The 24,594-nt window shown below is 69.5% G+C and carries 20 protein-coding genes; 13 read left to right on the forward strand and 7 right to left on the reverse strand.

Annotated features, from left to right (window positions below; all coding sequences use genetic code 11):
• Positions 1-36 precede the first annotated feature (36 nt).
• From ACYVF3_RS06290 to ACYVF3_RS06315, 6 genes are all read left to right on the forward strand, one after another.
• Positions 37-2,193: a VanW family protein gene (locus ACYVF3_RS06290; RefSeq protein ID WP_461153242.1), complete on the forward strand. Its 2,157-nt coding sequence runs from the start codon at positions 37-39 to the stop codon at positions 2,191-2,193.
• A gap of 599 nt (positions 2,194-2,792) precedes the next feature.
• Positions 2,793-3,608, forward strand: coding sequence for a transporter substrate-binding domain-containing protein (locus ACYVF3_RS06295; RefSeq protein WP_461153243.1), 816 nt, complete (start codon positions 2,793-2,795; stop codon positions 3,606-3,608).
• 143 nt (positions 3,609-3,751) lie between these two features.
• Complete coding sequence (locus tag ACYVF3_RS06300; RefSeq protein ID WP_461153811.1) at positions 3,752-4,549, forward strand: amino acid ABC transporter permease; 798 nt, start codon at positions 3,752-3,754, stop codon at positions 4,547-4,549.
• A complete protein-coding gene (locus ACYVF3_RS06305) occupies positions 4,546-5,298 on the forward strand; it encodes an amino acid ABC transporter ATP-binding protein (RefSeq protein ID WP_461153244.1) in 753 nt (250 codons plus the stop codon). Before ACYVF3_RS06300 ends, ACYVF3_RS06305 begins: the two co-directional genes overlap by 4 nt.
• Before the next feature lie 290 nt (positions 5,299-5,588).
• The gene (locus ACYVF3_RS06310; RefSeq protein WP_461153245.1) at positions 5,589-7,865 is read left to right on the forward strand and encodes an oxidoreductase; all 2,277 of its coding nucleotides are present in this window, start codon (positions 5,589-5,591) and stop codon (positions 7,863-7,865) included.
• Positions 7,866-8,012: 147 nt separating this feature from the next.
• Entirely contained in the window at positions 8,013-8,879 is an 867-nt protein-coding gene (locus tag ACYVF3_RS06315; RefSeq protein ID WP_461153246.1) for an SGNH/GDSL hydrolase family protein, read from the forward strand.
• On the opposite strand, the gene ACYVF3_RS06320 is transcribed toward ACYVF3_RS06315, so the two are convergent.
• Entirely contained in the window at positions 8,847-10,061 is a 1,215-nt protein-coding gene (locus tag ACYVF3_RS06320) for an ROK family transcriptional regulator (protein ID WP_461153247.1), read from the reverse strand. The two genes, ACYVF3_RS06315 and ACYVF3_RS06320, sit on opposite strands and share 33 nt — an antisense overlap.
• A 121-nt stretch (positions 10,062-10,182) precedes the next feature.
• Here ACYVF3_RS06320 and ACYVF3_RS06325 point away from each other — a divergent pair, with 121 nt between their 5' ends.
• Genes ACYVF3_RS06325 through ACYVF3_RS06335 form a run of 3 tightly spaced genes read left to right on the forward strand, consistent with a single transcriptional unit; the run spans position 10,183 to position 13,234 of the window.
• Entirely contained in the window at positions 10,183-11,517 is a 1,335-nt protein-coding gene (locus ACYVF3_RS06325) for an extracellular solute-binding protein (RefSeq protein WP_461153248.1), read from the forward strand.
• Positions 11,518-11,528: 11 nt separating this feature from the next.
• Positions 11,529-12,395: a carbohydrate ABC transporter permease gene (locus ACYVF3_RS06330; RefSeq protein ID WP_461153249.1), complete on the forward strand. Its 867-nt coding sequence runs from the start codon at positions 11,529-11,531 to the stop codon at positions 12,393-12,395.
• Complete coding sequence (locus ACYVF3_RS06335; protein WP_461153250.1) at positions 12,395-13,234, forward strand: carbohydrate ABC transporter permease; 840 nt, start codon at positions 12,395-12,397, stop codon at positions 13,232-13,234. The genes ACYVF3_RS06330 and ACYVF3_RS06335 overlap by 1 nt, the downstream gene beginning before the upstream one ends.
• Before the next feature lie 58 nt (positions 13,235-13,292).
• Here the strand turns inward: ACYVF3_RS06335 and ACYVF3_RS06340 are convergent, their stop codons facing one another.
• The 3 genes from ACYVF3_RS06340 to ACYVF3_RS06350 form a co-directional block, all read right to left on the reverse strand.
• Complete coding sequence (locus tag ACYVF3_RS06340) at positions 13,293-13,442, reverse strand: hypothetical protein (protein WP_461153251.1); 150 nt, start codon at positions 13,440-13,442, stop codon at positions 13,293-13,295.
• Positions 13,443-13,686: 244 nt separating this feature from the next.
• Entirely contained in the window at positions 13,687-15,504 is a 1,818-nt protein-coding gene (locus tag ACYVF3_RS06345; RefSeq protein WP_461153252.1) for a phosphoenolpyruvate carboxykinase (GTP), read from the reverse strand.
• Between the two features lie 435 nt (positions 15,505-15,939).
• Positions 15,940-16,698, reverse strand: coding sequence for a DUF6802 family protein (locus tag ACYVF3_RS06350; protein WP_461153253.1), 759 nt, complete (start codon positions 16,696-16,698; stop codon positions 15,940-15,942).
• Between the two features lie 172 nt (positions 16,699-16,870).
• On the opposite strand from ACYVF3_RS06350, the gene ACYVF3_RS06355 reads away from it, so the two are divergent.
• Complete coding sequence (locus tag ACYVF3_RS06355) at positions 16,871-17,689, forward strand: S1 family peptidase (RefSeq protein ID WP_461153254.1); 819 nt, start codon at positions 16,871-16,873, stop codon at positions 17,687-17,689.
• A gap of 163 nt (positions 17,690-17,852) precedes the next feature.
• On the opposite strand, the gene ACYVF3_RS06360 is transcribed toward ACYVF3_RS06355, so the two are convergent.
• From ACYVF3_RS06360 to ACYVF3_RS06370, 3 genes are all read right to left on the reverse strand, one after another.
• The gene (locus ACYVF3_RS06360; RefSeq protein ID WP_461153255.1) at positions 17,853-19,706 is read right to left on the reverse strand and encodes a dynamin family protein; all 1,854 of its coding nucleotides are present in this window, start codon (positions 19,704-19,706) and stop codon (positions 17,853-17,855) included.
• Positions 19,707-19,767: 61 nt separating this feature from the next.
• Complete coding sequence (gene grpE, locus ACYVF3_RS06365; RefSeq protein WP_461153812.1) at positions 19,768-20,232, reverse strand: nucleotide exchange factor GrpE; 465 nt, start codon at positions 20,230-20,232, stop codon at positions 19,768-19,770.
• Complete coding sequence (locus ACYVF3_RS06370) at positions 20,232-21,755, reverse strand: dynamin family protein (protein ID WP_461153256.1); 1,524 nt, start codon at positions 21,753-21,755, stop codon at positions 20,232-20,234. The genes grpE and ACYVF3_RS06370 overlap by 1 nt, the downstream gene beginning before the upstream one ends.
• A gap of 158 nt (positions 21,756-21,913) precedes the next feature.
• Between ACYVF3_RS06370 and ACYVF3_RS06375 the strand changes: the two genes are divergently transcribed.
• The 3 genes from ACYVF3_RS06375 to ACYVF3_RS06385 all read left to right on the forward strand — a co-directional run bounded on the left by ACYVF3_RS06375 (position 21,914) and on the right by ACYVF3_RS06385 (position 24,516).
• Positions 21,914-22,711, forward strand: coding sequence for an HAD family hydrolase (locus ACYVF3_RS06375; RefSeq protein WP_461153257.1), 798 nt, complete (start codon positions 21,914-21,916; stop codon positions 22,709-22,711).
• Positions 22,712-22,849: 138 nt separating this feature from the next.
• A complete protein-coding gene (locus tag ACYVF3_RS06380) occupies positions 22,850-23,791 on the forward strand; it encodes an ABC transporter ATP-binding protein (protein WP_461153258.1) in 942 nt (313 codons plus the stop codon).
• Complete coding sequence (locus ACYVF3_RS06385) at positions 23,788-24,516, forward strand: ABC-2 transporter permease (protein WP_461153259.1); 729 nt, start codon at positions 23,788-23,790, stop codon at positions 24,514-24,516. The genes ACYVF3_RS06380 and ACYVF3_RS06385 overlap by 4 nt, the downstream gene beginning before the upstream one ends.
• Positions 24,517-24,594: the final 78 nt, after the last annotated feature.

Here is a 24,594-nt window from a genome sequence, read left to right on the forward strand (position 1 = left end):
GCCCCCACCGCACGACCGACAGGAGAAGGGGAAGCGGTGCCGGAAAACCACGACAACCGCAACGGTGCGGATCCGTCCACCGAACGGCTGCGCACCGACTCGGACCAGCAGAACGCGTCCGACGCCGAGACAACGCAGCAGGCCTGGCCCGTTCAGGACCCCCACGGTCAGAGCGGATCGGCCGCGTCCGAGTCGGACAGCGAGCGCACCCAGCAGATCGCCGCGCTGCCCGCTGACTTCAGCGGTTTCCCCATCGGCGCCACGCAGACCATCAACGCCGTCGGCTCCGATCAGCCCACGGCTTACCACGGCTCTGACCAGCCCACCGCCTACCGCGAATCCGACCAGCCCACCGCTTACCGCGGCGTCGAGCAGCCCACCGCCTACCGCGGCGTCGAGCAGACGAACCCCGGTGTCGCGCAGGGCGGGTACCAGGGCGTCGCGGGCACCCAGCTCGGCTGGAACGCGCACGACGAGCCCAGGCCCGTCGACGAGAAGCGGCAGAAGCTGCTCAAGGGTGGTCTGATCGCCGGTGCCGCCGCCGCTGCGCTGGCCCTCATCTACGTCGGTGACCTGCTGTTCACCAGCGGCTCGCTGCCGCGCGGCACCGTCGTCGCCGGGGTGGACGTCGGCACGCTCGACCCCGCCGCGGCCGAGACCAAGCTGCGCGACGAGCTCGAACCGGGTCTGAACAAGCCGGTGCGCCTGCAGGTCGGCGACCGCGGCGCCACGGTCAAACCCGCCGAGGTCGGTCTGCAGATGGACTGGTCCGAGACGGTCAAGAAGGCCGACGACCAGCCGCTGAACCCGTTCACCCGGATCGGCTCGCTGTTCAGCACGCACGATGTGGTCCCGGTCAGCAACAGCGACCGCGAGCAGCTGGTGGCCGCGCTGCAGGAGGTCAGCCCCCAGCTGGGGCTGGAGCCCACGGACGGCAACATCCGCTTCGAGGGCACCAAGCCGATCCCGGTGAACCCGGTGCCCGGCCAGAACCTCGACATCCAGCACGCGGCGGACGCGGTGCAGGCGAAGTGGGCCGAGGGCAAGACGATTCCGCTGCCGGTCACGCAGCTGCCGGTGAGCACGACCCGCGAGGGCGTGCAGAAGGCGCTGCACCAGATCGCCGAGCCCGCGGTGTCCGCTCCGGTGACGGTGCGCGGGCAGGGCAAGAACGCGACGCTGGAGCCGGAGGCGATCGCCCAGGCGCTGCGCTTCACCCCTGATGGCCAGGGCGGGCTGAAGGCCGAGCTCGACGGCCCGACGCTGGTCGGGGCGATCGAACCGCAGCTGCGCGACACCATGAAGCCGGGCAAGAACGCAGAGATCAAGGTCGAGGGCGGCGCCCCGGTCGTGCACCCGTCGGAGGACGGTGTCGGCGTGGACTGGGAGAAGTCCCTGGCACCGATGCTCGACACCGTGCGCAAGCCGCAGGACCGCGCGGTGCAGGCGGTCTACGTGCCCGCGCCGGCGCAGTTCACCACCGACCAGGCCAACCAGCTGGGCGTCCGCGAGGTCGTCGGCGAGTTCCAGACCGGCGGTTTCGAACCGGCTTCGGGCGTGAACATCCGCCGGGTCGCCGAGCAGGTCAACGGCGCGCTGCTGCGTCCGGGCGAGACGTTCAGCCTCAACGGCTACACGGGTCCGCGCGGTGTCCCGCAGGGCTACGTGGAGTCGGGGATCATCGAGGACGGTCACCCGGGCAAGGCCGTCGGCGGTGGCATCTCGCAGTTCGCGACCACGATCTACAACGCCTCGTACTTCGCGGGCATGAAGGACATCGAGCACAAGCCGCACAGCTACTACATCAGCCGCTACCCGGCCGGTCGCGAGGCGACGGTGTTCCAGAGCCCGAGCGGTGCGAGCATCATCGACGTGAAGTTCAAGAACGTCGCCAAGAGCGGCATCTTGATCACCACCGAGTGGACGCCTTCGTCGATCAAGGTGAAGCTCTGGGGCACCAAGCAGTTCGACGTGCAGTCGTCGACGGGCCCGCGCACCGAACCGACGCCGCCGGTGGAGAAGCCGGGGCCGACGAACGGTCCGTGCAGCCCGAGCAAGGGCGCGCCCGGTTTCACCGTCGTCGACACCCGGACCATCCGGGACATCACGACCGGCGAGGTCCGCACCGAGAACAAGAAGGTCAAGTACAACCCGCAGCCGATCATCCACTGCCCGCCAGGAGCACCGCGCTGATCAGCGATGACGAGGGCCCTTCCCGCACCGGGAAGGGCCCTTTCGTCGTCATGGGGACTTGTCGACACCGCCGTGAAGATTTGTCTACGTGGGGACAGCGGGCAGTTTTGGTCCGAACCGTCCATGATCGAAGTCCCATTTGTCCGGACGATTCGGACCAAAACTGCCCACTGATGACGAACCTCGGTCCCGCACCGGGGTGCTCCAGGTGGGCGTCCTCAAGGGCTTCCCGAGGTGGTTCTGACTGCTCCCGAGGGGTTGCTGAGGGTTTTGGGGTGGCGAGATGTCGACATGTCGGTCTTCTGAGGGCGCGACGGCCACCGTGCGTGGTGGAAGGTGGGGCCGGAGCCGTGGTGGTGGACACAGATCAGCGGCGTTCGCGCTGGTGGGAGGACGTGGTTCTGGTGCGAAACGGGTGCGAGCACCGGAAATCCTTTCGCTCGACCAGTCCTGGTGAGGCAGGTTTGCCGCGTGATGGCCGCCGGGTGGATCGCGGCTTTCGGTGAACTTGATTGATTCGCAACATGAGGTATTGGGTTTACGTCCGATCGAGTGGCACCATTCGTTCACCCGCGTTCTCACCTACTAGGAGTTACATCGTGGCGCGTCGCAGAACCCTCCGTGCGCTGGCAGTGCTGCCCGCGCTGAGCCTGGCCGTGGCAGTGACAGGTTGTGTCGAATCCACGGGCGGCGGCGCCCAGGGCGGCGGCGAGCTGAGCCTCATCGCTCCGGGTTCGCTGACCACCTGCACCCACCTGCCCTACGAGCCGTTCCAGTTCCCCGGCGAAGGCGGCAAGATCGTCGGCTTCGACGTGGACCTGGTGGACCTGGTCGCGCGCGACCTCGGTGTGCAGCAGAAGATCGTCGACGCTCCCTTCGACGAGGGCATCCAGTCGGGTGAGTCGCTCAACAGCGGGCAGTGCGACGTCGCGGCCGCCGCGATGACGATCACCGACTCCCGCAAGCAGAACCTGGACTTCTCCGACCCGTACTTCGACGCCGAGCAGGCGCTGATGGTCAAGAAGGGCTCGGGCATCACCGACCTCTCCCAGCTGCGCGGCAAGAAGCTGGGCGTGCAGGTCGGCACCACCGGCAAGGACTACGCCGAGGCGCACAAGGCCGAGTTCGGTTACGAGGTCGTGGACTTCGACGACCTGGCCCTGCAGCAGAACGGCGTGCAGATCAACCGCGTCGACGCCGCGATCAACGACAACGGCGTGCTTTACAGCTTCACCAAGAACAACCAGGACGTCGAGGTCACCAAGGAGTTCGTGACCGGCGACAAGTACGGCATCGGCGTCCGCAAGGGCAACACCGCGCTGCAGACCAAGGTCAACGAAGCGCTGGCCAAGGCCAAGCAGTCCGGCGAGTACGACCGCATCTACGAGAAGTGGTTCGGCAAGAAGCCGGAGTGACCCGCTGATTCGTGCCTGATCGGGGCCGGCGTCGATCACGCCGGCCCCGAACGGTGCTGCGGGGCCGTGAACACCGTCGCGGTGCCCGCCGGATACATGGAGAGAAGTCGATGACAACCGAGATCGAGCGGCCCAAGGCAGGCATGGGCCGACGACAGCGGGCACGGCTCAACCTCGGCATCCAGTACGCGGTGCTGATCGTGGCCGTCGTGGCGCTGGTCTTCGTCGCGGACTGGGGTTCGATCGGCCGGGCGTTCTTCAACGTCGAGGTCGCGAAGGCCCAGTTCCCCGACGTGATCACCACCGCGCTGCTCAACACCGTCCTCTACACCGCGGTCGGCTTCGCGTTCGGCCTCGCGCTGGCGGTCCTGCTGGCGCTGATGAAGATGTCGCCGGTCGCCCCCTACCGGTGGATCGCCACCGGCTACATCGAGCTGTTCCGCGGACTTCCGGCGCTGCTGGTGTTCATCGCGTTCGGCTACGGCCTGCCGATCGCCTTCGGCGTCAAGTTCACCAACCTCTCGACCGTGATGCTGAGCCTCGGTCTGGTCGGCGCGGCCTACATGGCCGAGACGATTCGCGCGGGCATCCAGGCCGTGCCGAAGGGTCAGGTCGAGGCGGCCCGCTCGTTGGGCATGTCGTCGAGCCGCACGATGGTGACCGTGGTGCTGCCGCAGGCGTTCCGGATCATCCTCCCGCCGCTGACCAACGAGCTGATTCTGCTGACCAAGGACTCCTCGCTGATCTACCTGCTGGGTCTGTCCGTCAGCCAGTACGAGCTGGCGAAGTTCGGGCGCGGGGCGCTGAACCAGTACCAGTCGCTGACGCCGATCCTGATCGCCGGTCTGTGCTATCTGATCATCACGATTCCGCTGTCCCGCGTCTCCGACCTGCTGGAGCGCAAGTTCGGCGGCGTCCGGACCAAGGGGGCCACCAAGTGAGCGACGTGATGATCGAGCTCTCCGGGCTGAGCAAGTCCTTCGGCTCGCTGGAAGTGCTGCGCGACATCGACGTGCAGGTCGAGCGCGGCGAGGTCGTGTGCGTCATCGGACCTTCCGGTTCCGGCAAGTCGACCCTGCTGCGCTGCGTGAACCTGCTGGAAGAGCCCTCGGCGGGCAAGGTTTCGGTGGACGGCACCGAGCTGACCGACCCGGAAACCGACCTCGACGGCGCGCGCCGCCACGTCGGCATGGTCTTCCAGCAGTTCAACCTCTTCTCCCACCTGTCGGTGCTGGAGAACCTGACGGTGGCGCAGCGCAAGGTGCTGGGCCGCTCGAAGGGCGAGTCGGAGGAGGTCGCGAAGGAGAACCTGGCGAAGGTCGGGCTCTCTGAGAAGGCCGATTCGATGCCGGCGCAGCTCTCCGGCGGTCAGCAGCAGCGGGTCGCCATCGCGCGGGCGCTGTCGATGAACCCGCACGTGATGCTCTTCGACGAGCCGACCTCGGCGCTGGACCCCGAGCTGGTCGGCGACGTGCTCGGCGTGATGCGCCAGCTCGCCGACGAGGGCATGACGATGCTGGTGGTGACCCACGAGATGCAGTTCGCCCGCGAGGTCGCCGACCGCGTGCTGTTCATGGACGGCGGCGGCATCGTCGAGCAGGGACCGGCGGCGGAGGTCATCAGCGACCCCAAGGAGGAGCGCACCAAGGCGTTCCTCGCCCGAGTCCTCAACCCCGTCCAGACGGACTGAGCCGGCTTCTTGCTTGGCGGTGTGGTGACGGAACCGGGGGGTTGGCGGTGGGGGAAGTTTTCATGAAAACTTCCCACCCATGACACGCCTTCTGGTTCCTGGATCCGGGACTTGAGTCGATGGACGGCCCCGGCGTGTCGGTTTTCGACACGCCGGGGCCGTTTCACGTGGAACGGCTGGGGAAATACGCCATCCCGGTGTTTTCCGGCGTGGGGCGAAACCTCGAGCGGTGGTCAGACGTCCTAATAGGTAGATGATCGACAACGTTTCGCGGGGTTTCGGGGGCTGCTGTGCCTAGCGGCAAGGTGAGGGAGAACGGCAACGGTCCGCTGACCGCGGCCGAGCGTCGGGTGGACGAGTTGCTGCGGCAGGGCGTGCAGGAAACGCCCGAGGGAGAGCAGCTCGACGTGCAGGCCGAGGAGCACGATCAGGAGCAGGAGATCCGCGGCGATTTCCTCTCCCGGCGGCTGATCGAGTCGCCGGACGAATCGAGCTGGCGCCCGTTCCAGCGGCGAGCCCGGCAGCAGCCGGTGATCCTCATCCAGGACGCGGTGATCAGCGGTCGCCTGAACCTGCGCGCCGCCGAGCTGCCTTACCTGCTGGAGTTCGTCCGCTGCCGGTTCGTGGAAGCGCCCGACGTCCGGCAGGCGTCGATGGCCGGTCTGGTCCTGCGCGAGTGCCTGCTGCCGGGGATGCAGGCGCGGAACCTGCGCACCACCAGCGACACCCACCTGCTGCACTGCACCAGCCGCGACGGGGTCATCGACCTCGCCGACGCCGAACTCGGCGGATCGCTGCTGCTCAACGGCAGCGACCTGAACAACCCCGGCCGCCGCGCCATCTACGCCGACCGGCTGACCGTGGCCGGGGCGATGCTGGCCATGCGGATCACCGTCGCGGGCGAGATCCGCATCCCCGGGGCCAAGATCGGCGGCAACCTCACGCTGGCGGGTGCGACGCTGCGCAATCGAGGTCGCCTGGCGCTCAACGCCAACGGGATCCAGCTCGGCGGTTCGCTGCGCTGCGACGCCGATCCGAGCACCGGCAAGTCCTTCACCGTGGCCGGGCTGATCTTCATCCCGAGTGCGACCATCGCCGGTGATCTGCGGATGCGCGATGCCGTGCTGGAGCCGGGGATGAGCCCGCCGCGGCGCGGTGAGTCGCCCTACGACGACCCGACGAGCACGCTCATCGCCGACCGCAGCCACGTCGCCGGTGATGTGGAGATGGACGAGAACTTCCGCAGCGGCGGCACGATTCGCATGGTCAGCGCCCGCATAGACGGTGATCTCCGGCTCTCCGGCGCGCAGATCGACCTCACCTGGGCGCAGTCGGCACGGGCCGCGGTGGACCGCTCGTTGCGCGCGCTGCACATCGACGGGACCGAGATCCGCGGCAACCTCGCCGCCGGTCGCGTCGACGTCTGGGGCGAGTGGCGGATGACGGACGTGCAGGTGCACGGCAGCTTCCAGCTCAATCGGGCGCGCCTGACGGGTGCGCGGACCGACGTGCTGCAGGCGAGCCGGATGGTCGTCGGCAGCAACTTCGACTGCCGGGAAGCCGACGTGAGCGGGTCGATCCAGCTGCAGGGCGCTTCGATCGGCGCGAACGTCGACTTCCGCGCCACCGAGCTCACCAAACCCGCCTGGCACCGGCACAAGCTCGCCTACAAGCCCTCGATCGACCTGCGCGGGGCGCGGATCGCGCGGGACCTGGTGTGCGCGTCGGGAGTTCGCGCGTTCGTTTCCGAAGGCGAGGTGCAGCTGCGCAGGGCCGAGATCGGCAGGCAGGCCAACTTCTGGGGCGCGCGGCTCGGGGACGGGTTGAGCCGCAACGCGATCAACGGCTTCGGCATGGTGGTGCAGGAGCTGACGCTCGGCGTCGACGAGCCGCCGAGGGGCCGAATCCTGCTGCGGCAGGCGCAGTGCGAGCTGCTCGCGGACAACGCCCGGTTGTGGGAGGCCAGCGGCGGCGTCGACGTCGAGGACTTCAGCTACGACAACTTCACCGACAGCGTCGAACCCACCGACGTGCGCAAGGTCCAGGAACGGCTGGCCTGGCTCCGGGCAAATTCCGGTGATCGCTACCAGCCGGGTTCCTACGACCAGCTCGCGCGGGTCTTCAGCGGCAACGGCAACGAGGAGCACGCGGTCGCGGTCCTGATCGAGAAGCAGCGGCACCGCTACAAGTCGATCGCGGCCTCCAGCCGCGCGGTGTTCCGGCCGCCGGTCCGGTTGTGGAGCCTGCTGCAGCTGGCGACGGTCAGCTACGGCTACCGGCCGCTGCGCGCGCTGATCTGGCTGGTGCTGCTCACGGCGGCGGGCACCACCTGGTTCTCGTCGCACGGCCCGCTGACGCCGATCAACGCCGAGGACCACCCGCACTGGAGCCCGCTGCTCTACACCGTCGACCAGCTGGTCCCGATCATCAACCTGGGCCACGACGTCATGTGGAAGACTCAGGGCCCCTCGCAGTGGATCACCGTCGCCCTCATCGCGGCGGGCTGGATCCTGGCGACCACGGTCGCGGCGGGCATCACCCGAGCCCTCCGCCGCGACATCCAGTGATCCCGGCTGCACGACGCCACTTCGGGTAGCGAAAAGGCGCCTTCCATCGGGGGATTCCTGCGCGCGACCGGGTGTTGTCCGGGGGTTCGGGGCCGATCTCGTGCTCAGATCGAGGAGTTGTCGCCTTGATCGGCTCGGGAGGTCTGCGTGGTCGGAATCCGGTTGTCCGTCGTTGCCGGTGCCGGTGTTGTGGCGCTGCTGGGTTCGGGAGCTCCCGCGGGAGCGGAGCGGGACGGGTTCGAGTACGTGGCGATGGGGGATTCGGCGGCGGCCGGCCCGCTGGTGCCGAACCCGGACCCGAACCTGCTGTGCTTCCGCTCCACGAAGAACTACCCGCAGGTCGCGGCGGCGAGGCTGGGCGCCGAGCTCAAGGACGTGACGTGCTCGGGCGCCAAGACCGAGGACTTCGCGGGCAGGCAGCACGCCGTTCTCCCGCCGCAGTACGACGCGTTGAGCGAGACCACCGACCTGGTCACGGTGACCATCGGCGGCAACGACGTCGCGCTGGTCCAGGCCGCGGTCTCGTGCCTGAACGCCTTCCCCGAGCCGGTCGGGAAGTCCTGCGCGGACCGCTTCACCGCGAACGGTGACGAGCTCGCCGAGCGGATCGACGAGTTCACCCCGGACCTCGACGAGGCGCTGGAGGAGATCACCGACCGCGCGCCGAACGCCGACGTCGTGGTGGTCGGTTACGGCACCTACCTGCCGCCGGGCGGCTGCTACCCGAAGCAGCCGATGTGGGCGCGCGACGCCGACTACGTCCAGTCCTCCGTGGACGGGCTCAGCGCCCGGCTCGGCGAGCGGGCTCGCGCGCACGGCGCGACCTTCGTCGACCTCGGGCCTGTCAGCGAGGGCCACGACGTCTGCCAGGCGCCGGAGCAGAAGTACTTCGAGGGCGTCGTCCCGACCTCCTGGGCCGCTCCCCTGCACCCGAACGCCCAGGGCATGACGGCCTTCGGCAACGCCGTCGCGGACGCGGTGTCAGGAACCCAGCAGCGTGTTCAGGCGGGGTGAGTAGGCGTGGTCGAACACGAGTGACGCCGCGCCGACCGCAGCGGCGTCCTCGCCGATCAGCGCGTTCTCCACGCGCACCGGCCGGACCTGGGGTGCCCACACCTGCGCGGTGATCACCTTGGACACCCGGTTGCGCACCAGCTCGGAGACCTGCCGCAGCGCGGGCCCGCCGAGCACCACGCGGTCCACGTCCAGCACGCTGACCACCGACGCGAGGGCCTGGCCGAGCCGGGTCGCGGTCTGCCGCAGCACCTTGCGGGCCGCGGGCTCGCCGGCCACCGCGTCGCGGCACAGCTGGTCGTAGGCGGCGGCCACCGAGGTCGGCGCGGGGCGGCCGATGGCGGTGCGCCAGTCGGCCACGATGGACCGCATCGAGCAGTAGGCCTCCAGGCAGCCCCGCCTGCCGCAGTGGCACTCCCGCGCGCCGCCGCTGTGCACGTGCCCGATCTCGCCCGCGTTGTTGCTGACCCCGCGGTGCACCTGATCGCCGAGCACGACGCCGATGCCCACGCCGGTTCCCAGGTAGACGTAGACGAACGAGCCGGAGCGCTGCGCGCAGCCGGACCAGCGCTCGCCGATCGCGGCGGCGGTCGCGTCGTTGTCCATCACCACCGGCAGCCCGAAGCGCTCCTCGACGAGGTCGGCGAGCGGCACCTCGGTCCAGCCGTCGAGGTTGGGCGGGTCGAGGACGGTGCGGTGCGCCGGGTCCAGCGGTCCCGGCACGGCCAGGCCGACGCCGAGGACGCGTTCGGCTTCGAGCCCCGAGCGGCGCACCAGCTGCTGCCCGATGCGGGTCAGCGCGGCCGCGATGGAGCTGGGCGTGGCGTCGGCGGGCAGCCGCCGGGTGGCGCGCAGCCGGACGCCACCGGCGAGGTCCACGAGCACGCCGGTGATGCGCTCCGGGTCGAGGTGCAGGCCGACGGCGGTGTACGCGTCGGGCACGACCTTGAGCAGCACCCGGCGCTTGCCGCCGGTGGAGGGCGCGTGCCCGTTCTCGGTGACCAGCCCGTCGTCCATCAGCGCGCGCACGATGTTGGACATCGTCTGGGCGGTGAGCCCGGTGCGCTGCGCCAGTTCCACGCGGCTGATCTCGCCGTGGCGGCGGATCGTGTCCAGCACGACCGCGCGGTTGAACCCACCGACTCGGGGCAGGTTGGTGCCTTGCCACGACGGATTGGTCATGCAGCGCTCCTCGTTGAGACCCGCAAGATCATTGACTTGTGCAAACGTTTGGACTTATGTTGCCCACGAGTGTGATCCGGATCTCAGGTTAGCCGCAAGCGTCACAGGCCGGAGGAGCCAGATGCGCCGGAGAACTGCGTTAGCCGCCATCCTCACCGCTGCCCTGGGCCTGTCCGCCTGCGGCGGATCCGCCGAGGACCCGAACACGATCACCGTCGCCTACCACCGCTACGGCAACACGCTGCAGGTGGACGCGCTGATGCAGCGGGTCAAGCAGCAGTACGAGCAGGCCCACCCCGGCAAGCACGTCAAGCTCGACCCGGTCGTGGCGCCCGAGAGCGAGTACCTGTCCAAGCTCCAGCTGCGGATGCGCTCGAAGTCCACCGCGCCGGACGTGCTCTACGAGGACAGCTTCCAGGTCAACTCCGACGTCGACGCCGGCTACCTGCTGCCGCTGGACGACCGGCTCGCGCAGTGGCCGGACTGGAACTCCTCGTACATCGGCACGACCAAGCAGGCGGGCAAGGCCGCCGACGGCCGCATCTACGGCGTTCCGCTCGACACCGACACCCGCGGGCTCTGGTACAACCGGCAGCTGTTCGCCGAAGTCGGGCTGCCGCAGGAGTGGACACCGCGCAGCTGGGAGGACGTCCTGGCCGCGGCCCGCCAGATCAAGCAGAAGCGTCCCGACGCGATCGGCATCGACATGCCGCTGGGCAAGGCCGAAGGCGAGTCGGTGAGCATGCAGACCGTCGAAATGCTGCTCTACGGAACCGAAACCGGCACCCTCCATGACGAGCAGCAGCGCAAGTGGATCGCGCCCAGCAAGGGGTTCACCGACGCGATGAGCTTCCTGTCCACGGCGGTCGGCGAGAACCTGACGCAGAGCAAACCGCAGATCGCCGACGCCCAGTACGACAAGAACCAGCGCGACCAGCTCGCCCAGGAGGGCAAGGTCGGCATCCGGCTCGACGGCAGCTTCGCCTCCGGCAACTGGCAGGACGCGGGCTGGACGGACTGGGCCCAGACCATGTCAGCCACACCAATGCCCACCCAGTTCGGCCAGGCGCCCGGGACCGTGACGCTCTCCGGCGGCTGGACGCTGGCGGTCAGCGCCGAGACCGACAAGCCCGACGACTCCTTCGAGTTCATCAAGCAGGCGCTGAGCAAGGACAACGTGGTGCAGTACTCGGCGGCCACCGGGAACCTCCCCGCGCGGACCGATGCCGCCGCGGACCCGCGGGTGACCGAGGCCAACCCGCTCAACCGGTTCTGGATCGGCCTGCTGGACAACACCCACTACCGCCCGGCATTGCCCGAGTACCCGAAGGTCTCCGAGGAGATCCAGAAATCGGTGCTTGACGTCGTCGCCGGACGACCTCCCGCCGAGGTGTCCGAGCAGTGGTCGCAGCAGGTCTCGCGGATCGTCGAACCGGCCAACACGCGGGCGGGCTGACGATGACGGCGGTGCGGCGGTGGCTGGCGCCGATGGCGCCTGCCGTGCTGCTGCTCGGGCTGTTCGTGATCGGCCCGATCCTGTGGAGCGGCTACGTCTCGTTCACCGACGCCGCGCTGACCGGGATCGCGGCCGGCGAACCGGAATTCGTGGGGCTGGAGAACTACCGGCGGATGCTCGCCGATCCGGCTCTGTGGCACGCGGTGTGGATGACGGTGGTGTTCACCGCAGCCTCGGCGGTGATCGGCCAGAACTGCCTCGGGATGTTCATCGCCCTGCTGACCCGGCACCGCAACCGCGTGCTGCGCAACGTCGTCGGCATCGCGGTCGTCTCCGCCTGGGTGCTGCCGGAGCTCGTCGCGGCGTTCGCGATCTACGCGTTCCTCAACTCCGAGGGCACGCTGAACAACCTGCTCGTGGCGTTGGGAGCCGAGGGCGTCGACTGGCTCTACCACGCGCCGATGCTCGCGGTCGTGCTCGGAAACGTCTGGCGGGGAACGGCTTTCTCGATGCTGGTCTACCAGGCCGCGCTCGCCGAGGTGCCCAGCGATCTCACCGAGGCCGCCGAGGTCGACGGTGCCGGGGTGCTGCGCCGGTTCTGGCACGTCACGCTGCCGGTGATCCGCCGGACCATCGCGACCAACCTGATGCTCATCACCTTGCAGACCATCGGCGTGTTCACGCTGATCTACGTGCTCACCGCGGGCGGGCCGAACGCGGCGACGCAGACGCTGCCGCTGCTGATGTACGACTCGGCGTTCGAGTTCGACGAGATCGGTTACGGCGCCACGATCTCGCTGGTCCTGCTGGCGATCGGCGGGTTGTTCGCGGTGCTCTACGCCTACAGCATCGGCGATCCGGACGAGGGCGGGACGTGATGGCCGGAGTCACCCTCGCGAAGCGGCGCTCGGTGTCGGTGGTGGTCCACCTGGTGCTGGGCGTGGTCGCCCTCGCCTTCCTCGCGCCCCTGCTGTGGCTGCTCACCGCGTCCGTCGACGCGGAAGCGCCGCTGTCGGCGCGGATTCCGAGCGCGTTCACCCTGGACAACTTCGCGCAGGTGCTCAGCTGGGAGACCAGCGGCCGGCCGTTGTGGAACGGCGTGCTGATGTGCGGGGGCGCCTCGGCGATCTCGGTGATCTCGGCGGTGCTGTGCGCCTACCCGCTGTCGCGCTACCAGCTGCGGTTCCGGAGGCCGTTCCTGTACCTCGTGCTGTTCGCCTCCGGCCTGCCGATGACCGCCGTGATGGTCCCGGTCTACAGCATGTTCGTGCAGGTGGAGCTCGTGGATTCGATGTTCGGCACGACGCTGTTCCTGGCCGCGACATCGTTGCCGATCGCGATCTGGATGACCAAGAACTTCATGGACGGTGTCCCGATCAGCCTCGAAGAGGCCGCGTGGGTCGACGGCGCGTCGGCGATGCAGGCCCTGCGCGCCGTGGTGCTGCCGCTGATCGTCCCGGGCGTCGGCGTCGTCGCGATCTTCACCTTCATCAACGCCTGGGGGAACTTCTTCGTCCCCTTCGTGCTCCTGCTGGACCAGGCGAAACAACCGGCGTCCGTGGGCGTCTTCGCGTTCTTCGGCCAAGGCGGCCTGATCGCCTACGGCCAGCTCGCCGCCTACTCGATCCTCTACACGGCACCGGTCATCGCGCTCTACCTGGTCGTCTCCCGCTACCTGGGCGGGGCCTTCAACCTGGCAGGCGCCATCAAGAACTAGCGGCGCGGGGGCGGGAGTCCCGGCTGGAACCTCCGCCCCCGCACCGGGAGCGGAGGCCTCAACGGGCTCCTCCGCCCTCGCGGTGGCGCAGCGATTCGTCGGACGAAGCGCTGGTCTTCTCGTTCGACCCGACGGTCGCGCTGCGCGGCATCAGGAGCACCGCTGCGGTCGCGACCAGGGACAACGCCAGCATCGCCAGGTTGGCCATCGGACACACCCCCTTGGTCCGGACTGCCGCCTCGCGTCGTCGCGAAGCGGATGTCCGTAGGACGCGCGGCACACCCGCCGGGTTGCTGATCGTCATCGAACTAGTTCGGGGACATGCGAAAGCGGCGCCTCCCCTCCGCAGAGGGGAGACGCCGCTTCGGGTACGCGCACGTTCGACGTCCGCGTCAGGCGGGTGCGGGACCGGGGCTTCCCACGACGATCCGGTCCCACCGCCCGCGCTGGTATCAGCCCAGGCGCTGCTTGAGGGCTTCGAACTCGTCGCGCATCGAGGTGGGCAGGTCGTCACCGATGGTGTCGAACCACTCCTGGATCAGCGGCAGCTCCGCCTTCCACTCGTCGGCGTCGAAGTTCAGCGCGATCTCGACGTCCTCGACCGGGGTGTCCAGGCCGGACATGTCGATCTCGTCGGCGGAGGGGACGCGGCCGATCGGGGTGTCCACGGCGGCGGCGTTGCCCTCGATCCGGTCGACGATCCACTTGAGCACGCGCGAGTTCTCGCCGAAGCCCGGCCACACGATCTTCTTGCCGGACTCGTCGCGGCGGAACCAGTTCACGTAGTAGATCTTCGGCAGCTTGGAGGCGTCGGCGTCCTTGCCGGTGTTGACCCAGTGCTGCAGGTAGTCGCCCACGTTGTAGCCGATGAAGGGCAGCATGGCCATCGGGTCGCGACGCACGACGCCGACCTGGCCGGCTGCGGCGGCGGTCGTCTCCGAGGACATGGTGGCGCCCATGAACACGCCGTGCTGCCAGTTGAACGACTCGTTGACCAGCGGAACCGTGGTCTTGCGGCGGCCGCCGAACAGGATCGCCGAGATCGGCACGCCCTGCGGGTCGTCCCACTCCGGCGCGAGGATCGGGCACTGCGACATCGGCGTGCAGTAGCGGGAGTTCGGGTGCGCGGCCTTGACGTCGCTGTCAGGGGTCCAGTCGTTGCCCTTCCAGTCGGTCAGGTGCGCGGGCGTCTCGCCGCCCATGCCCTCCCACCAGACGTCACCGTCGTCGGTCAGCGCGACGTTGGTGAACAGCGAGTTGCCCTTCTCGATGGTGCGCATCGCGTTCGGGTTGGTGTGCTCGTCGGTGCCCGGCGCGACGCCGAAGAAGCCGGCCTCGGGGTTGACCGCGTACAGGCGGCCGTCCTCGCCGAAGCGCATCCAGGCGATGTCGTCACCGAGGGTCTCGACCTTCCAGCCCGGGATGGTCGGCTGGAGCATCGCCAGGTTGGTCTTGCCGCAGGAGGAGGGGAACGCGGCCGCGATGTAGTGGACCTTGTTCTCCGGGGAGATCAGCTTGAGGATCAGCATGTGCTCGGCGAGCCAGCCCTCGTCGCGCGCCATCGCCGAGGCGATGCGCAGCGAGTAGCACTTCTTGCCCAGCAGCGCGTTGCCGCCGTAGCCGGAGCCGTAGCTCCAGATCATCCGCTCCTCGGGGAAGTGGGTGATGTACTTGGTGTCGTTGCACGGCCACTGCACGTCTTCCTGGCCCGGCTCCAGCGGCGCACCCACGGAGTGCAGGGCGGGTACGAACGGGGCGTCGGTGCCCAGGCGCTCCAGCACCTTCTCGCCCATCCGGGTCATGATGTGCATCGAGACCACGACGTACTCGGAGTCGGTGATCTCCACGCCCAGCTTCGGCTCGTCGGCGCCCAGCGGGCCCATGCAGAACGGGATGACGTACATCGTGCGGCCGCGCATGGAGCCCCGGTAGAGCTCGGTCATGGTGGCCTTCATCTTGGCCGGGTCCATCCAGTTGTTGGTGGGCCCGGCGTCCTTCTCCTCGACGGAGCAGATGTAGGTCCGCTCCTCGACGCGCGCCACGTCGGACGGGTCCGATGCCGCGTAGAACGAGTTCGTCTTCTTGTCGAGACGCTTGAAGGTGCCTGCCTCCACGAGGCGGTCCGTCAGCCGCGTCCATTCGTCCTGCGAACCGTCACACCACACCACGCGGTCGGGTGTGGTCAGCTCCGCGACCTCACGCACCCACGACAACAGGCGCTCGTGCTTGGTCGGGGCCTGGTCGAGACCGGGAATGGTCAATGCGGTCATCGCGACGTGTCTCCTGACTGGGCGCCACAGCCCGGACTGGTCATCGGCGAGCTCACCCGCCGACGTGTGCAGGGAACGCTTCGCCCGGCCCGGAGAGCCGGGCGAAGTCAAAAAAGGGATGCAACGAGGCTAACGGGGATAGCGGCGCGCAATGAAGATCGGGGTTGTCGGTTCTCTCACAGGAACGATAAGGGAATCGATTCAGTTGGCTTTTCCGCTCCGGTGCTCGCGGAAATCTCGTCGCAGGACGTGCCTGAGGTGCCAGATTTTCCGGCGAAGCGGACATGAGTGCGAACGACCGGCGAACCCGGGATAGCCGCCGAATGGCGGTTGCTGCTTGCTGAGGAGAAAACACGAAAACCGCTCGATGGCTGGAGAAATGAGCCACGAGCGGGTGGCGGAATCACATTCCGTCGAGAAATTCGCGACCGGGCGTCACACCCAGGTGCTGTCCTTCGCGGACGTCGACGGTTCGCCGGTGCAAGGGGCTTCGAGGCCGGCCTCGGCCGCCGGGGGCTTCGGCTGGAACTCGGGCTCGTCGAACGTCCAGGTCGCGTCGTCGGTCGCGGAGGCGACCTGGTTCGGCGCGTACTGGCCGTTGTCGCCGATCTGGCCCTGCTCGACGACCGTCCACTCCCCGTCGCCCGTGTGGTGCGAGATGGTCACGTCGCCGGTCTGGGTGATCTCGACGACCTGGTCGGCGGAGCCGTCGCCGTCCACGTCGGTGACCATCACGGTGTTGCCGTTCTCGGACTGCACGACCGCGGTGTCGGCGATCCCGTCGGAGTTGGTGTCCTCGGTCGCCGGGCCGACCTGGACGTCGCCCTGCGGGGTGTCCATGACCATCTGCTTGCCCTCGTCGGGGTGCCCGTCGGGGGCGCCGCCGGGGTTCTGGTGCGGGGTCTCGGCCGTCCACTCCCCGGTGTCGGCGTGGAAGCGCGCCTGGTCGACGACCTGCCCGTCCTCGGTGATCGTCTGCATGAGGTCGGCCTGGCCGTCGGCGTTCTCGTCGACGTACGCGACGTAGCCGTCGTCGGTCATCACCGACCCGGTCTCGTCCAAGCCGTCGCCGTCGAGGTCGTAGTTGGCCTCGGCGGTGTACTCCTCGCCGTCGACGGTGACCTTGATGTCCCCGTCTCCGGCGCCGGTCTCCTCGATGTACACGTCGGCACCCTCCGCCGCCTTCACCTGCACGCGTTGGACGCAGCCTAGAGGTCAGGGGTTCCCGCCCGGAACCGGATGACCCGCAACCCACCGATTTCACCGAGATGGACGGCTCGGATCCCGGGGCCCTCGGGGCGCTCTGCGGGGAGAGGCCGGGGTGTTGCCGGATCCCGTGATCCTCTGCTCCGGTCATGGTCGGGACATGCGGAAACTGAGTTGGATCCCGGTCGCCGTGGCCGCCGGGATGGTGCTGAGCGCAGGTCCGGCGAGCGCGATCGTCGGAGGTCAGGAGACGACCACGGATCGCTACCCGTGGGCGGTCAACGTGATCGACGAGAACCCGTCAGTGCCGCTGCCGTGGCGGAGCGGGTGCGGTGGAGCGCTGGTCGCGCCGGACAAGGTGGTCACCGCCGCGCACTGCGTGGACGAGGACCCGAAGGAGGACTTCACCGTTGCCGCGGGCCGCACCGACCTGCGGACCCAGGACGGCGAGGAGCGGAAGGTCTCGGAGGTCTGGATCCACCCGGACTTCCGCCACGAGGCACCGCCGCCGGGGCAACTGCCCCGGATGACCTCGGACGTGGCTGTGCTGACCTTGGACGCGCCGGTGTCGCGTCCGACGATCCCGCTCGCCGACGAGCACGACGCGGACCTCTACGTGCCCGGCCGGGAAGCCGTGGTGCTCGGTTGGGGATCGCTCACCGAGGCACCCGAGGATGCGATGGCCACGCCGCTGCTGCACGAAGCGCGGATGTGGATCACGCCGGACGCGCCGTGCCTGCGCGCCCACGAGGAGGACGGGCTGAACCCGATGACCTTCGACCTGGCGGAGTACGTCTGCACCCGCGACCCGATCGACGGCTCCACCACCGGAGGAGGCGACAGCGGAGGTCTGCTGGTGGTCGACGGCGAGCTCGTCGGCGTCGTGGGTGGCGGTTCCCTCACGCAGGAGAAGAACTACGCGAGCTTCGCCGACGTGAGCGCCTTCCACCCCGAGATCGACGACCAGCTGGACCGATGACCAACTGGACCGATGACCTGGGCAGTTCCCGGTTTGAGTGGTGATGTCCGGGGAGGTTGGTCAGTGGGGTGGGGAAGTTTTCATGAAAACTTCCCCACCCCACTGACCAGACATCTCGGGCGCGAAAGGGCCCCAATCAGGACTGGAACCGGGAACGGCCGCGTCAGGGGGCCGTGTCGCGGAGGTTCCTGATGCCGGCCAGGAGGTGCTCGGCGCGCTCCCGGCCGGTGGTGGCCTCGGCGAGTCGGCGGTCGACGATCTGGAGGCGGCGGCTGCGCTCGGCCGCGTCCATCTTCAGGGCCTTGTCGACGTCGCGGAGCTCGCCCTCGATCGCCTCGATCCGCCTGGTCAGCGCGTCGTCGAGGGCCAGCGAGAGCTGCTGCTCGGCCTCGATGAGCTGCTCCGCGACGAGCTGGTCCAGCGCTGATCGGGCGTCGGCGATGGCGTCGGTGAGCCACTGCTTGAGGTGCTGCTTGTCGGCGGCGTGCTTGCGGGTGCGGGCCATCCACCACCCCGCGCCGAGCCCGAGCACGATCGTCACCGGCAGCACGACCGGGTTCAGGACCGCCACGCCCAGCCCGGTCAGCGGCATCGCCGCCGCGCGGCCCACGCCGAGCCCGCCGGAGACACCCATGAACACCAGCAGCTTGTCCTCGGCGGTCGGCGGCCGCTTGTCCGGCGGGCGCAGCACGATCGGAGCCTGCGCGCCCCGCGCGAACTGGGAGCGGATCACGTCGAGCTCCTCGGCGGAGAACAGGTCGTTGAGCGCCTGCTCGGCGACCGCCGCGAGCCGGGCCGAGAGCATCGTGGCGATGCGGGTCGAGACCATCTGCAACGCGATGTCGACCTGACGCGGCAGGTCGGCGATGTCCTTGCGCCCGGCGCTGTCGATGGACCGGCGAAACCAGTTCTGCACGTCGCGGACCTGACGGCTGACCTCGTGGCTGGTCTCCACCCGGGTGCGCTGGATCTCGCCGCGCAGCTTGACCTGCCAGCCGCGGGTCGACGAGCGGCGGGCCGTGGCCAGCTCGTCCCGGCGCGCGCGCAGCGATTCGGCCTCGTCCTCGCCGACGGTCAGCGCGCGCTTCTCGGATTCCAGGTTCGCGGTCAGCTCGCCCAGCACGGTCGACAGCGCACGCATCGTGTTGGCCTCGCCGAGCATCGCCGAGCGGCCGGCGATCAGCCGTTCCAGCTCGTCGCGGAGCTCGACCACGCCGGACTTCTCGCGCAGCAGCGCGGCGTTGGCGGACTCGGGTGCCTGGGCGGCGCGCAGGTGCATGCGGGCCGAGACGGGGAAGATCGGGACCTCGGCGAACCGGGGTGCGTGCTCGGCCAGCAGTCTGCGGTCCTCGGCCAGCACCTGCCGCCAGCCGCGGTGCTGATCGGTCTTGGCCAGCGCGAACAGCACGGTCTCCACGCGGTCGCCGACCTGCTGCAGGAACTCCAGCTCGCCCCGGGTGAACGGGGACGAGGCGTCGACGACGAACAGCAGCGCGGTCGCCGACGCGGCCGCTTCGCGAGCGAGCTCGCCGTGCAGCTCCTCCAGCCCGCCGACGCCGGGCGTGTCGACGACGGTCAGCCGGCTCAGCGCGTCCAGGGGCGCGGTGACGCGCACGTAGCGCGGCGGCAGCTGCCCCTCGGGAAGTTCGCGGCCCGCGGTGGTCCAGTTCGGCAGCTCGTCGAGGTCGAAGGGCACCGGGTCCTGCTGACCCGGGTAGCAGGCGTGCGCCTCCCACTGCTCCCCCCGCTCGAACTGCAGGTAGGTGGCGGTGGCGACGTCGGCGTCCACCGGTGACAGCTCCGGGTGCTCCAGCAGGGCGTTGACCAGGGAGCTCTTGCCGCGGTTGGTCTCGCCGACCACCGCGGCGCTCGGCGTGGTGGGACGGCTGCGGCGGACCTGCTCGACCCACTCCCACGCCTCGGGGTCGGCTTCCCGAAGGAAGCCGAGCAGCTTGTCCCGGGTCTGCTTGACCTGCTGCGGGAGCGCAGCGGCAACAGCAACTCCAGGAGTCGTCATCTCCCCACCTCCTGGCCGTTGGTCCTGCGTGCGGCTCGTCAAGCGCTCCGAACGTACCGGTTCACCTGCGGAGCTGGTAGACGGTGACCACCGGGGTGCGGAGGACCCGGTCCCGGTCGGCGAAGCCGAGGAGTTCCGTCTCGGCGATGACGCCGTCGAGCGCGGGATCGTCGGTGGGCGCGGTGCCGCCGGCTTCGTGGATCGCGGGGTCGAAGCGCTCGCCCTCGGGCCGCAGTGCGAACACCCCGACCTGGGTGAGCCCTTCGGCGAGGCGGTCGGCGACGGCTGCGGTGCGGGCGCGATCCACCGCGTACACGCACAGCTGGATGAGCGCGGCCCGGTCCGTCACCGCTTGGTCGAGCGGGTCGATGACGGTTTCGCTGGTCACGGCGGTCATGTCTGTCCCCTGATCGGCGTCTGCGTCGGAGGCCGGGGCACCGGCTTCTTCCAGAGCAGACGAACCCGAAAGGTGCTCGGTTCCGCTTTCGGGTGACTTCTTCGGTCGCCGCCAGCTCCGCACCGTGATCACCTGGTCCGCAGCTGCTGCCAGAGGAGGAAGTACGCCCGGTGCACCACGTGCGCGACCCGGCTCTGCGCGGGCGTCGCGCCGAACGAGGAGAAGGACCGCCACCAGTTGGCGCGTTCCAGCGCCAGATCGGTCAGCTCGGCGGGTGAGAGCCCCTGGCTGCCGAGCTGCTCGGCCGGGGCGGTGCTGCCGCCCACCCGCATCACCTCGTCGGCCAGGTCCGGCGGCATCTCCACCGAGCCGGCCGCGACCAGCGTCAACGCCTCCAGGACGCGGAGCTGGTGAGCTTCCGGCCTGGCCAGCAGCCCCTCGATCGCGTCGTGCACCTTCCGCTGCTCCTCGCGCTCACCGGAGGAGTGCGCGAGGGCGGTGATCGACGCCAGCGCCGCCGCCGCCTTGATGCCGTCGGCGCGCACCCGGAACACCGAGTCCAGCCGGTCGAGCACCGACGCCAGCCCGGAGGCGTCGCGGACCCGGCGCCGCAGCTCGCCCGCGGTGATGTCGGGTTCGCCGTCCAGCGCGTCCAGGGCCCGGCGCACGCCGTGCAGGTCCATCCGCTCCAGCAGGTGGGTGCGGGTGCCCGCCGGGACGTCGCACTCCCAGCTGGTGAACAGGTCCGCCGACAGCAGCAGGGTTTCCCGCGTCGAGGCGTCGAGCTTGGCCAGCGAGCGCAGCGCCTCGGCGTCGTGGGCCGTGAAACCACCGGTCTCGGCGGTCTCGGCGAGCAGCCCGATCACCGGGAGCACGTCGGCGACCTTGGGCTTGAGCAGCTCCGACTGCTTGGCGGCCAGGATCTCGGCGGCCTTCCAGAGGTCGTCGTCGGCGCCCTCGACGGTGTCCGCCTCGATCATGTCGGCCTTGTTGAGCACCGCGATCGCGTTCACCGGGCCGGCTTCGCGGCTCGCCGTCGCCGCGGTGAAGGCGGCCAGCGCCTGCTCGTCGTCGGCTCGGACGCCCTGCGTGACGACGTAGACGACCGCCTCCGCGCCGATCACGGCGTCTCGGGAGACGGGGTCGAGCTGCTGGGTGCCCAGCGCCTGCTCGGTGCGGGCGACCGAGGCCGAGTCCAGCGACCCCAGCCCGGGGGTGTCGATCACGGTGAGGTCCCGCAGCACCGCGTTGGTCAGGTAGGCCTCCAGGTGCGAGACCTCGTCGAAGTCCACGCCCAGGTCGGCCGGGATGCCGCCGCCCGGGTCGAAGGGCACCGCCTGCTTGCGGCCGTCGTGGAAGACGACCTCGACGCGGTCGACCGTTCCGTACTGGAAGCGCGTCACCAGTCGCGTGCACTCGCCGACGTCGGTGGGTGCCACCCGCCGCCCGATCAGCGCGTTGACCAGGGTGGACTTGCCGGACTTGATCCGCCCGGCGACGGCGACCTGCAGCGGGGCGCCGAGCCGGTCCAGCACCTCGGCGAAGCCCTCGGCGGTCCGCTCGGAGACCTCCGGCTGCAGTCCCGCGCACAGCCGGGCCACCGAGGCCGACAACGGGCCTGGCCAGCTCTGCTGCTCGGGTGCCGTGCTCAACGCGCTCGATGCCCTTCCGGCGGTTCGGACGATCCGGACTTCCCGGGAACCCGCCCGCCCCATCCTGCCACGCCGCACCCACGCCACGGGATCAGTCCACAGAGGACTGATGAGCGATCACCGCCCGGCCCTCCCGCCCGCGCGGCTAGCCTGCGGAGGTGAGCGTTGATCTGAAGCCCGAACTCGTCGCCCTCGACATCGACGGAACCTTGCTGAACCCGGACACCGACACGATCTCCGATGCGGTCAAGGCCGCCGTGCGGCGCGTGGTGGATTCAGGCGCGCAGCTGGTCCTGGCGACCGGCCGCACCTTCCTGGGCGTCCTCCCCGTGCTCGACGAGCTGTCGCTGACCAGCGGATTCGCACTGTGCTCGAACGGCTCGGTGCTGGCGGACGTGGCTCGCCGCGAGCCGGTGTCGGTGGCCTCGTTCGACGCGACCCCGACGCTGCGCGTGCTCCAGGAGCACCTGCCCGGCGCGATCTTCGCCGCGGAGGACGTCGGCATCGGCAACCTCGTCTCCGCCCCGTTCGACCCGGAGAAGCTGCACGGGCCGCAGCGGCTCACGCCGGTCGGCGAGCTGACCGCCGAGCCGGTGCCGCGCCTGATCGCCGAGTGGACCGGGCACGACCCGGCCGAGCTCGCCGAGACCGTCGCCGGCGTCCGGCTGCCGCAATGCACGATCACCGTCGACACCTACGAGCCGTGGGTCACCGTGGTCCCCGAGGGCCTGTCCAAGGGCGCTGCGCTGGAGAAGCTGCGCACCGAACTCGGCATCGCCGAAGGCCACACCTTCGCGGCGGGCGACGGCACCAACGACTTCGAGATGCTGCGCTGGGCCGCTCGCGGGGTCGCCATGGGCCAGGCGCCACTGGAGCTGCGCGCCGCAGCCGACGCGACCATCGGCACCGTCGCCGAGGACGGCCTGGCCGCGGAGCTGGACCGCCTCTTCCGCTGAGAGATCCACTGTGGACCCGATCTGCGGGTCGGGCCCCTGGGACAGGGGTGCCGCTCGGGGACAACCCTGAGGTGCGTCATCCTCGAAGCCGGTTCACTACTACCGGCACAGCTCCGCGTCCCAGCAACAGGAGTGATCATGATCGAGGCGAAAGGCCTCACCAAGCGATACGGCCAGAAGGTGGCGGTCGACGACCTGTCGTTCACCGTCAAACCCGGCCACGTCACCGGGTTCCTCGGCCCCAACGGCGCGGGCAAGTCCACCACGATGCGGATGATGCTCGGCCTGGACAACCCCACCGCCGGCGAAGTGCACATCAACGGCAAGCGCTACAGCGACCTCCGCAACCCGTTGCGCACCGTCGGAGCGCTGCTGGACGCCAAGTGGGTGCACCCCAACCGCTCCGCCCGCGCGCACCTGCGGTGGATGGCGCGCTCCAACGGCATCTCGATGCAGCGCGTCGACGAGGTCCTGGAGCAGGTCGGCCTCACCGACGTCGCCCGGCGCAACGCGGGCGGGTTCTCGCTGGGCATGTCGCAGCGCCTGGGCATCGCGACCGCGCTGCTCGGCGACCCCGAGGTGCTGCTCTTCGACGAACCCGTCAACGGCCTCGACCCGGAAGGCATCCACTGGATCCGTCGGTTCATGCAGGGCCTCGCCGCCGAAGGGCGCACGGTCTTCGTCTCCAGCCACCTGCTGTCGGAAATGGCGCTGACGGCCGAAGAACTCGTCGTCATCGGCCGCGGCAAGCTGATCGCCCAGTGCAGCACCGCCGAGTTCGTCGACAACGCGGGCAGCACCTCGGTGCTGGTCCGCTCGCCGGGAGCCCAGCAGCTCCAGCAGCTGCTCGGCGAGCAGTTCACCGTCCGCACCTCCGAGGCGGACCGGCTCGTCGTCGACGGCGCCACCACCGAGCAGATCGGTGAACTCGCCGCCCAGCACCAGATCGTGCTGCACGAGCTCACCGCCCAGCGCGGCTCGCTCGAGGACGCCTTCATGCAGATGACCAGCGACGCCGTCGAATACCAGACCGCGCTCGGCCAGGCGACCGAGCTGACCGCCCAGGGGGTGGCCCGATGACCCTGCTCGCCGTCGAGCGGATGAAGCTCTTCTCCACCCGCTCCCCGTGGTGGTGCGTGTTCCTCGCGCTGGCGCTGCCCATCGGTTTCACCGCGCTCATCGCCGCCTACTCCGACGGAATCGCGTTGAGCACCACGCAGTTCGGCCACCAGTTCGGGCTGATGGTGACGCTCGTGCTGGCCGCGCTCGCGATCACCACCGAGTACCGGTTCGGCACGATCCGCGCGACCTTCCAGGCCGTGCCCAACCGAACCGCCGTGCTGCTGGCCAAGACCGGAGTCGTCGGCGTCCTCGCGCTGATCATCGGCGAGGTCGGCGCGTTCGGCTCCTGGGGCGTCTCCAAGCTCCTGCACCCCGAGTCCGGCGAACTCGCGATCACCACCGCCGAGCAGTGGCGCCAGGTCGCCGGGATCGGGCCCGTGTTCGCGCTCTCCGCCGTGCTCGCCGTCGGCGTCGGCATGCTGCTGCGCCAGACCGCCGGCGCGGTGACCCTGCTCCTGCTGTGGTCGCTGCTCGTGGAGAACCTCGTCGCGCTGATCCCCGAGATCGGCCCGGACGTCCAGCAGTGGATGCCCTTCGTGATGGCCGACCACTTCCTGTCGGGCGGCGGCAGCATGGCCATCGAGATGCCCCTGGGGCCCTGGGGAGCGCTCGCGTACTTCGCGGCGGTCACGGTGGGTGTCTGGGTGATCGGACTGGCCGTGACGCACCGGCGCGATGCCTGACCAGCGGATTTGATCATGGAACCCGAAAACCTTGATCAAACCGGGGAATCCCCAGCTGGGCCCGGGATCGCAAAACGT

The sequence above is a fragment of the Saccharopolyspora tripterygii genome, from assembly GCF_054778355.1.

Excerpts from the sequence above, each read along its gene's own strand:
- ACYVF3_RS06335 (WP_461153250.1), top strand. The coding sequence starts at position 12,395 with ATGGCCGGAGTCACCCTCGCGAAGCGGCGCTCGGTGTCGGTGGTGGTC.
- ACYVF3_RS06345 (WP_461153252.1), bottom strand. The coding sequence starts at position 15,504 with ATGACCGCATTGACCATTCCCGGTCTCGACCAGGCCCCGACCAAGCAC.
- ACYVF3_RS06360 (WP_461153255.1), bottom strand. The coding sequence starts at position 19,706 with ATGACGACTCCTGGAGTTGCTGTTGCCGCTGCGCTCCCGCAGCAGGTC.
- ACYVF3_RS06300 (WP_461153811.1), top strand. The coding sequence starts at position 3,752 with ATGGGCCGACGACAGCGGGCACGGCTCAACCTCGGCATCCAGTACGCG.
- ACYVF3_RS06355 (WP_461153254.1), top strand. The coding sequence starts at position 16,871 with ATGCGGAAACTGAGTTGGATCCCGGTCGCCGTGGCCGCCGGGATGGTG.
- ACYVF3_RS06320 (WP_461153247.1), bottom strand. The coding sequence starts at position 10,061 with ATGACCAATCCGTCGTGGCAAGGCACCAACCTGCCCCGAGTCGGTGGG.
- ACYVF3_RS06340 (WP_461153251.1), bottom strand. The coding sequence starts at position 13,442 with ATGGCCAACCTGGCGATGCTGGCGTTGTCCCTGGTCGCGACCGCAGCG.
- ACYVF3_RS06385 (WP_461153259.1), top strand. The coding sequence starts at position 23,788 with ATGACCCTGCTCGCCGTCGAGCGGATGAAGCTCTTCTCCACCCGCTCC.
- ACYVF3_RS06380 (WP_461153258.1), top strand. The coding sequence starts at position 22,850 with ATGATCGAGGCGAAAGGCCTCACCAAGCGATACGGCCAGAAGGTGGCG.
- ACYVF3_RS06325 (WP_461153248.1), top strand. The coding sequence starts at position 10,183 with ATGCGCCGGAGAACTGCGTTAGCCGCCATCCTCACCGCTGCCCTGGGC.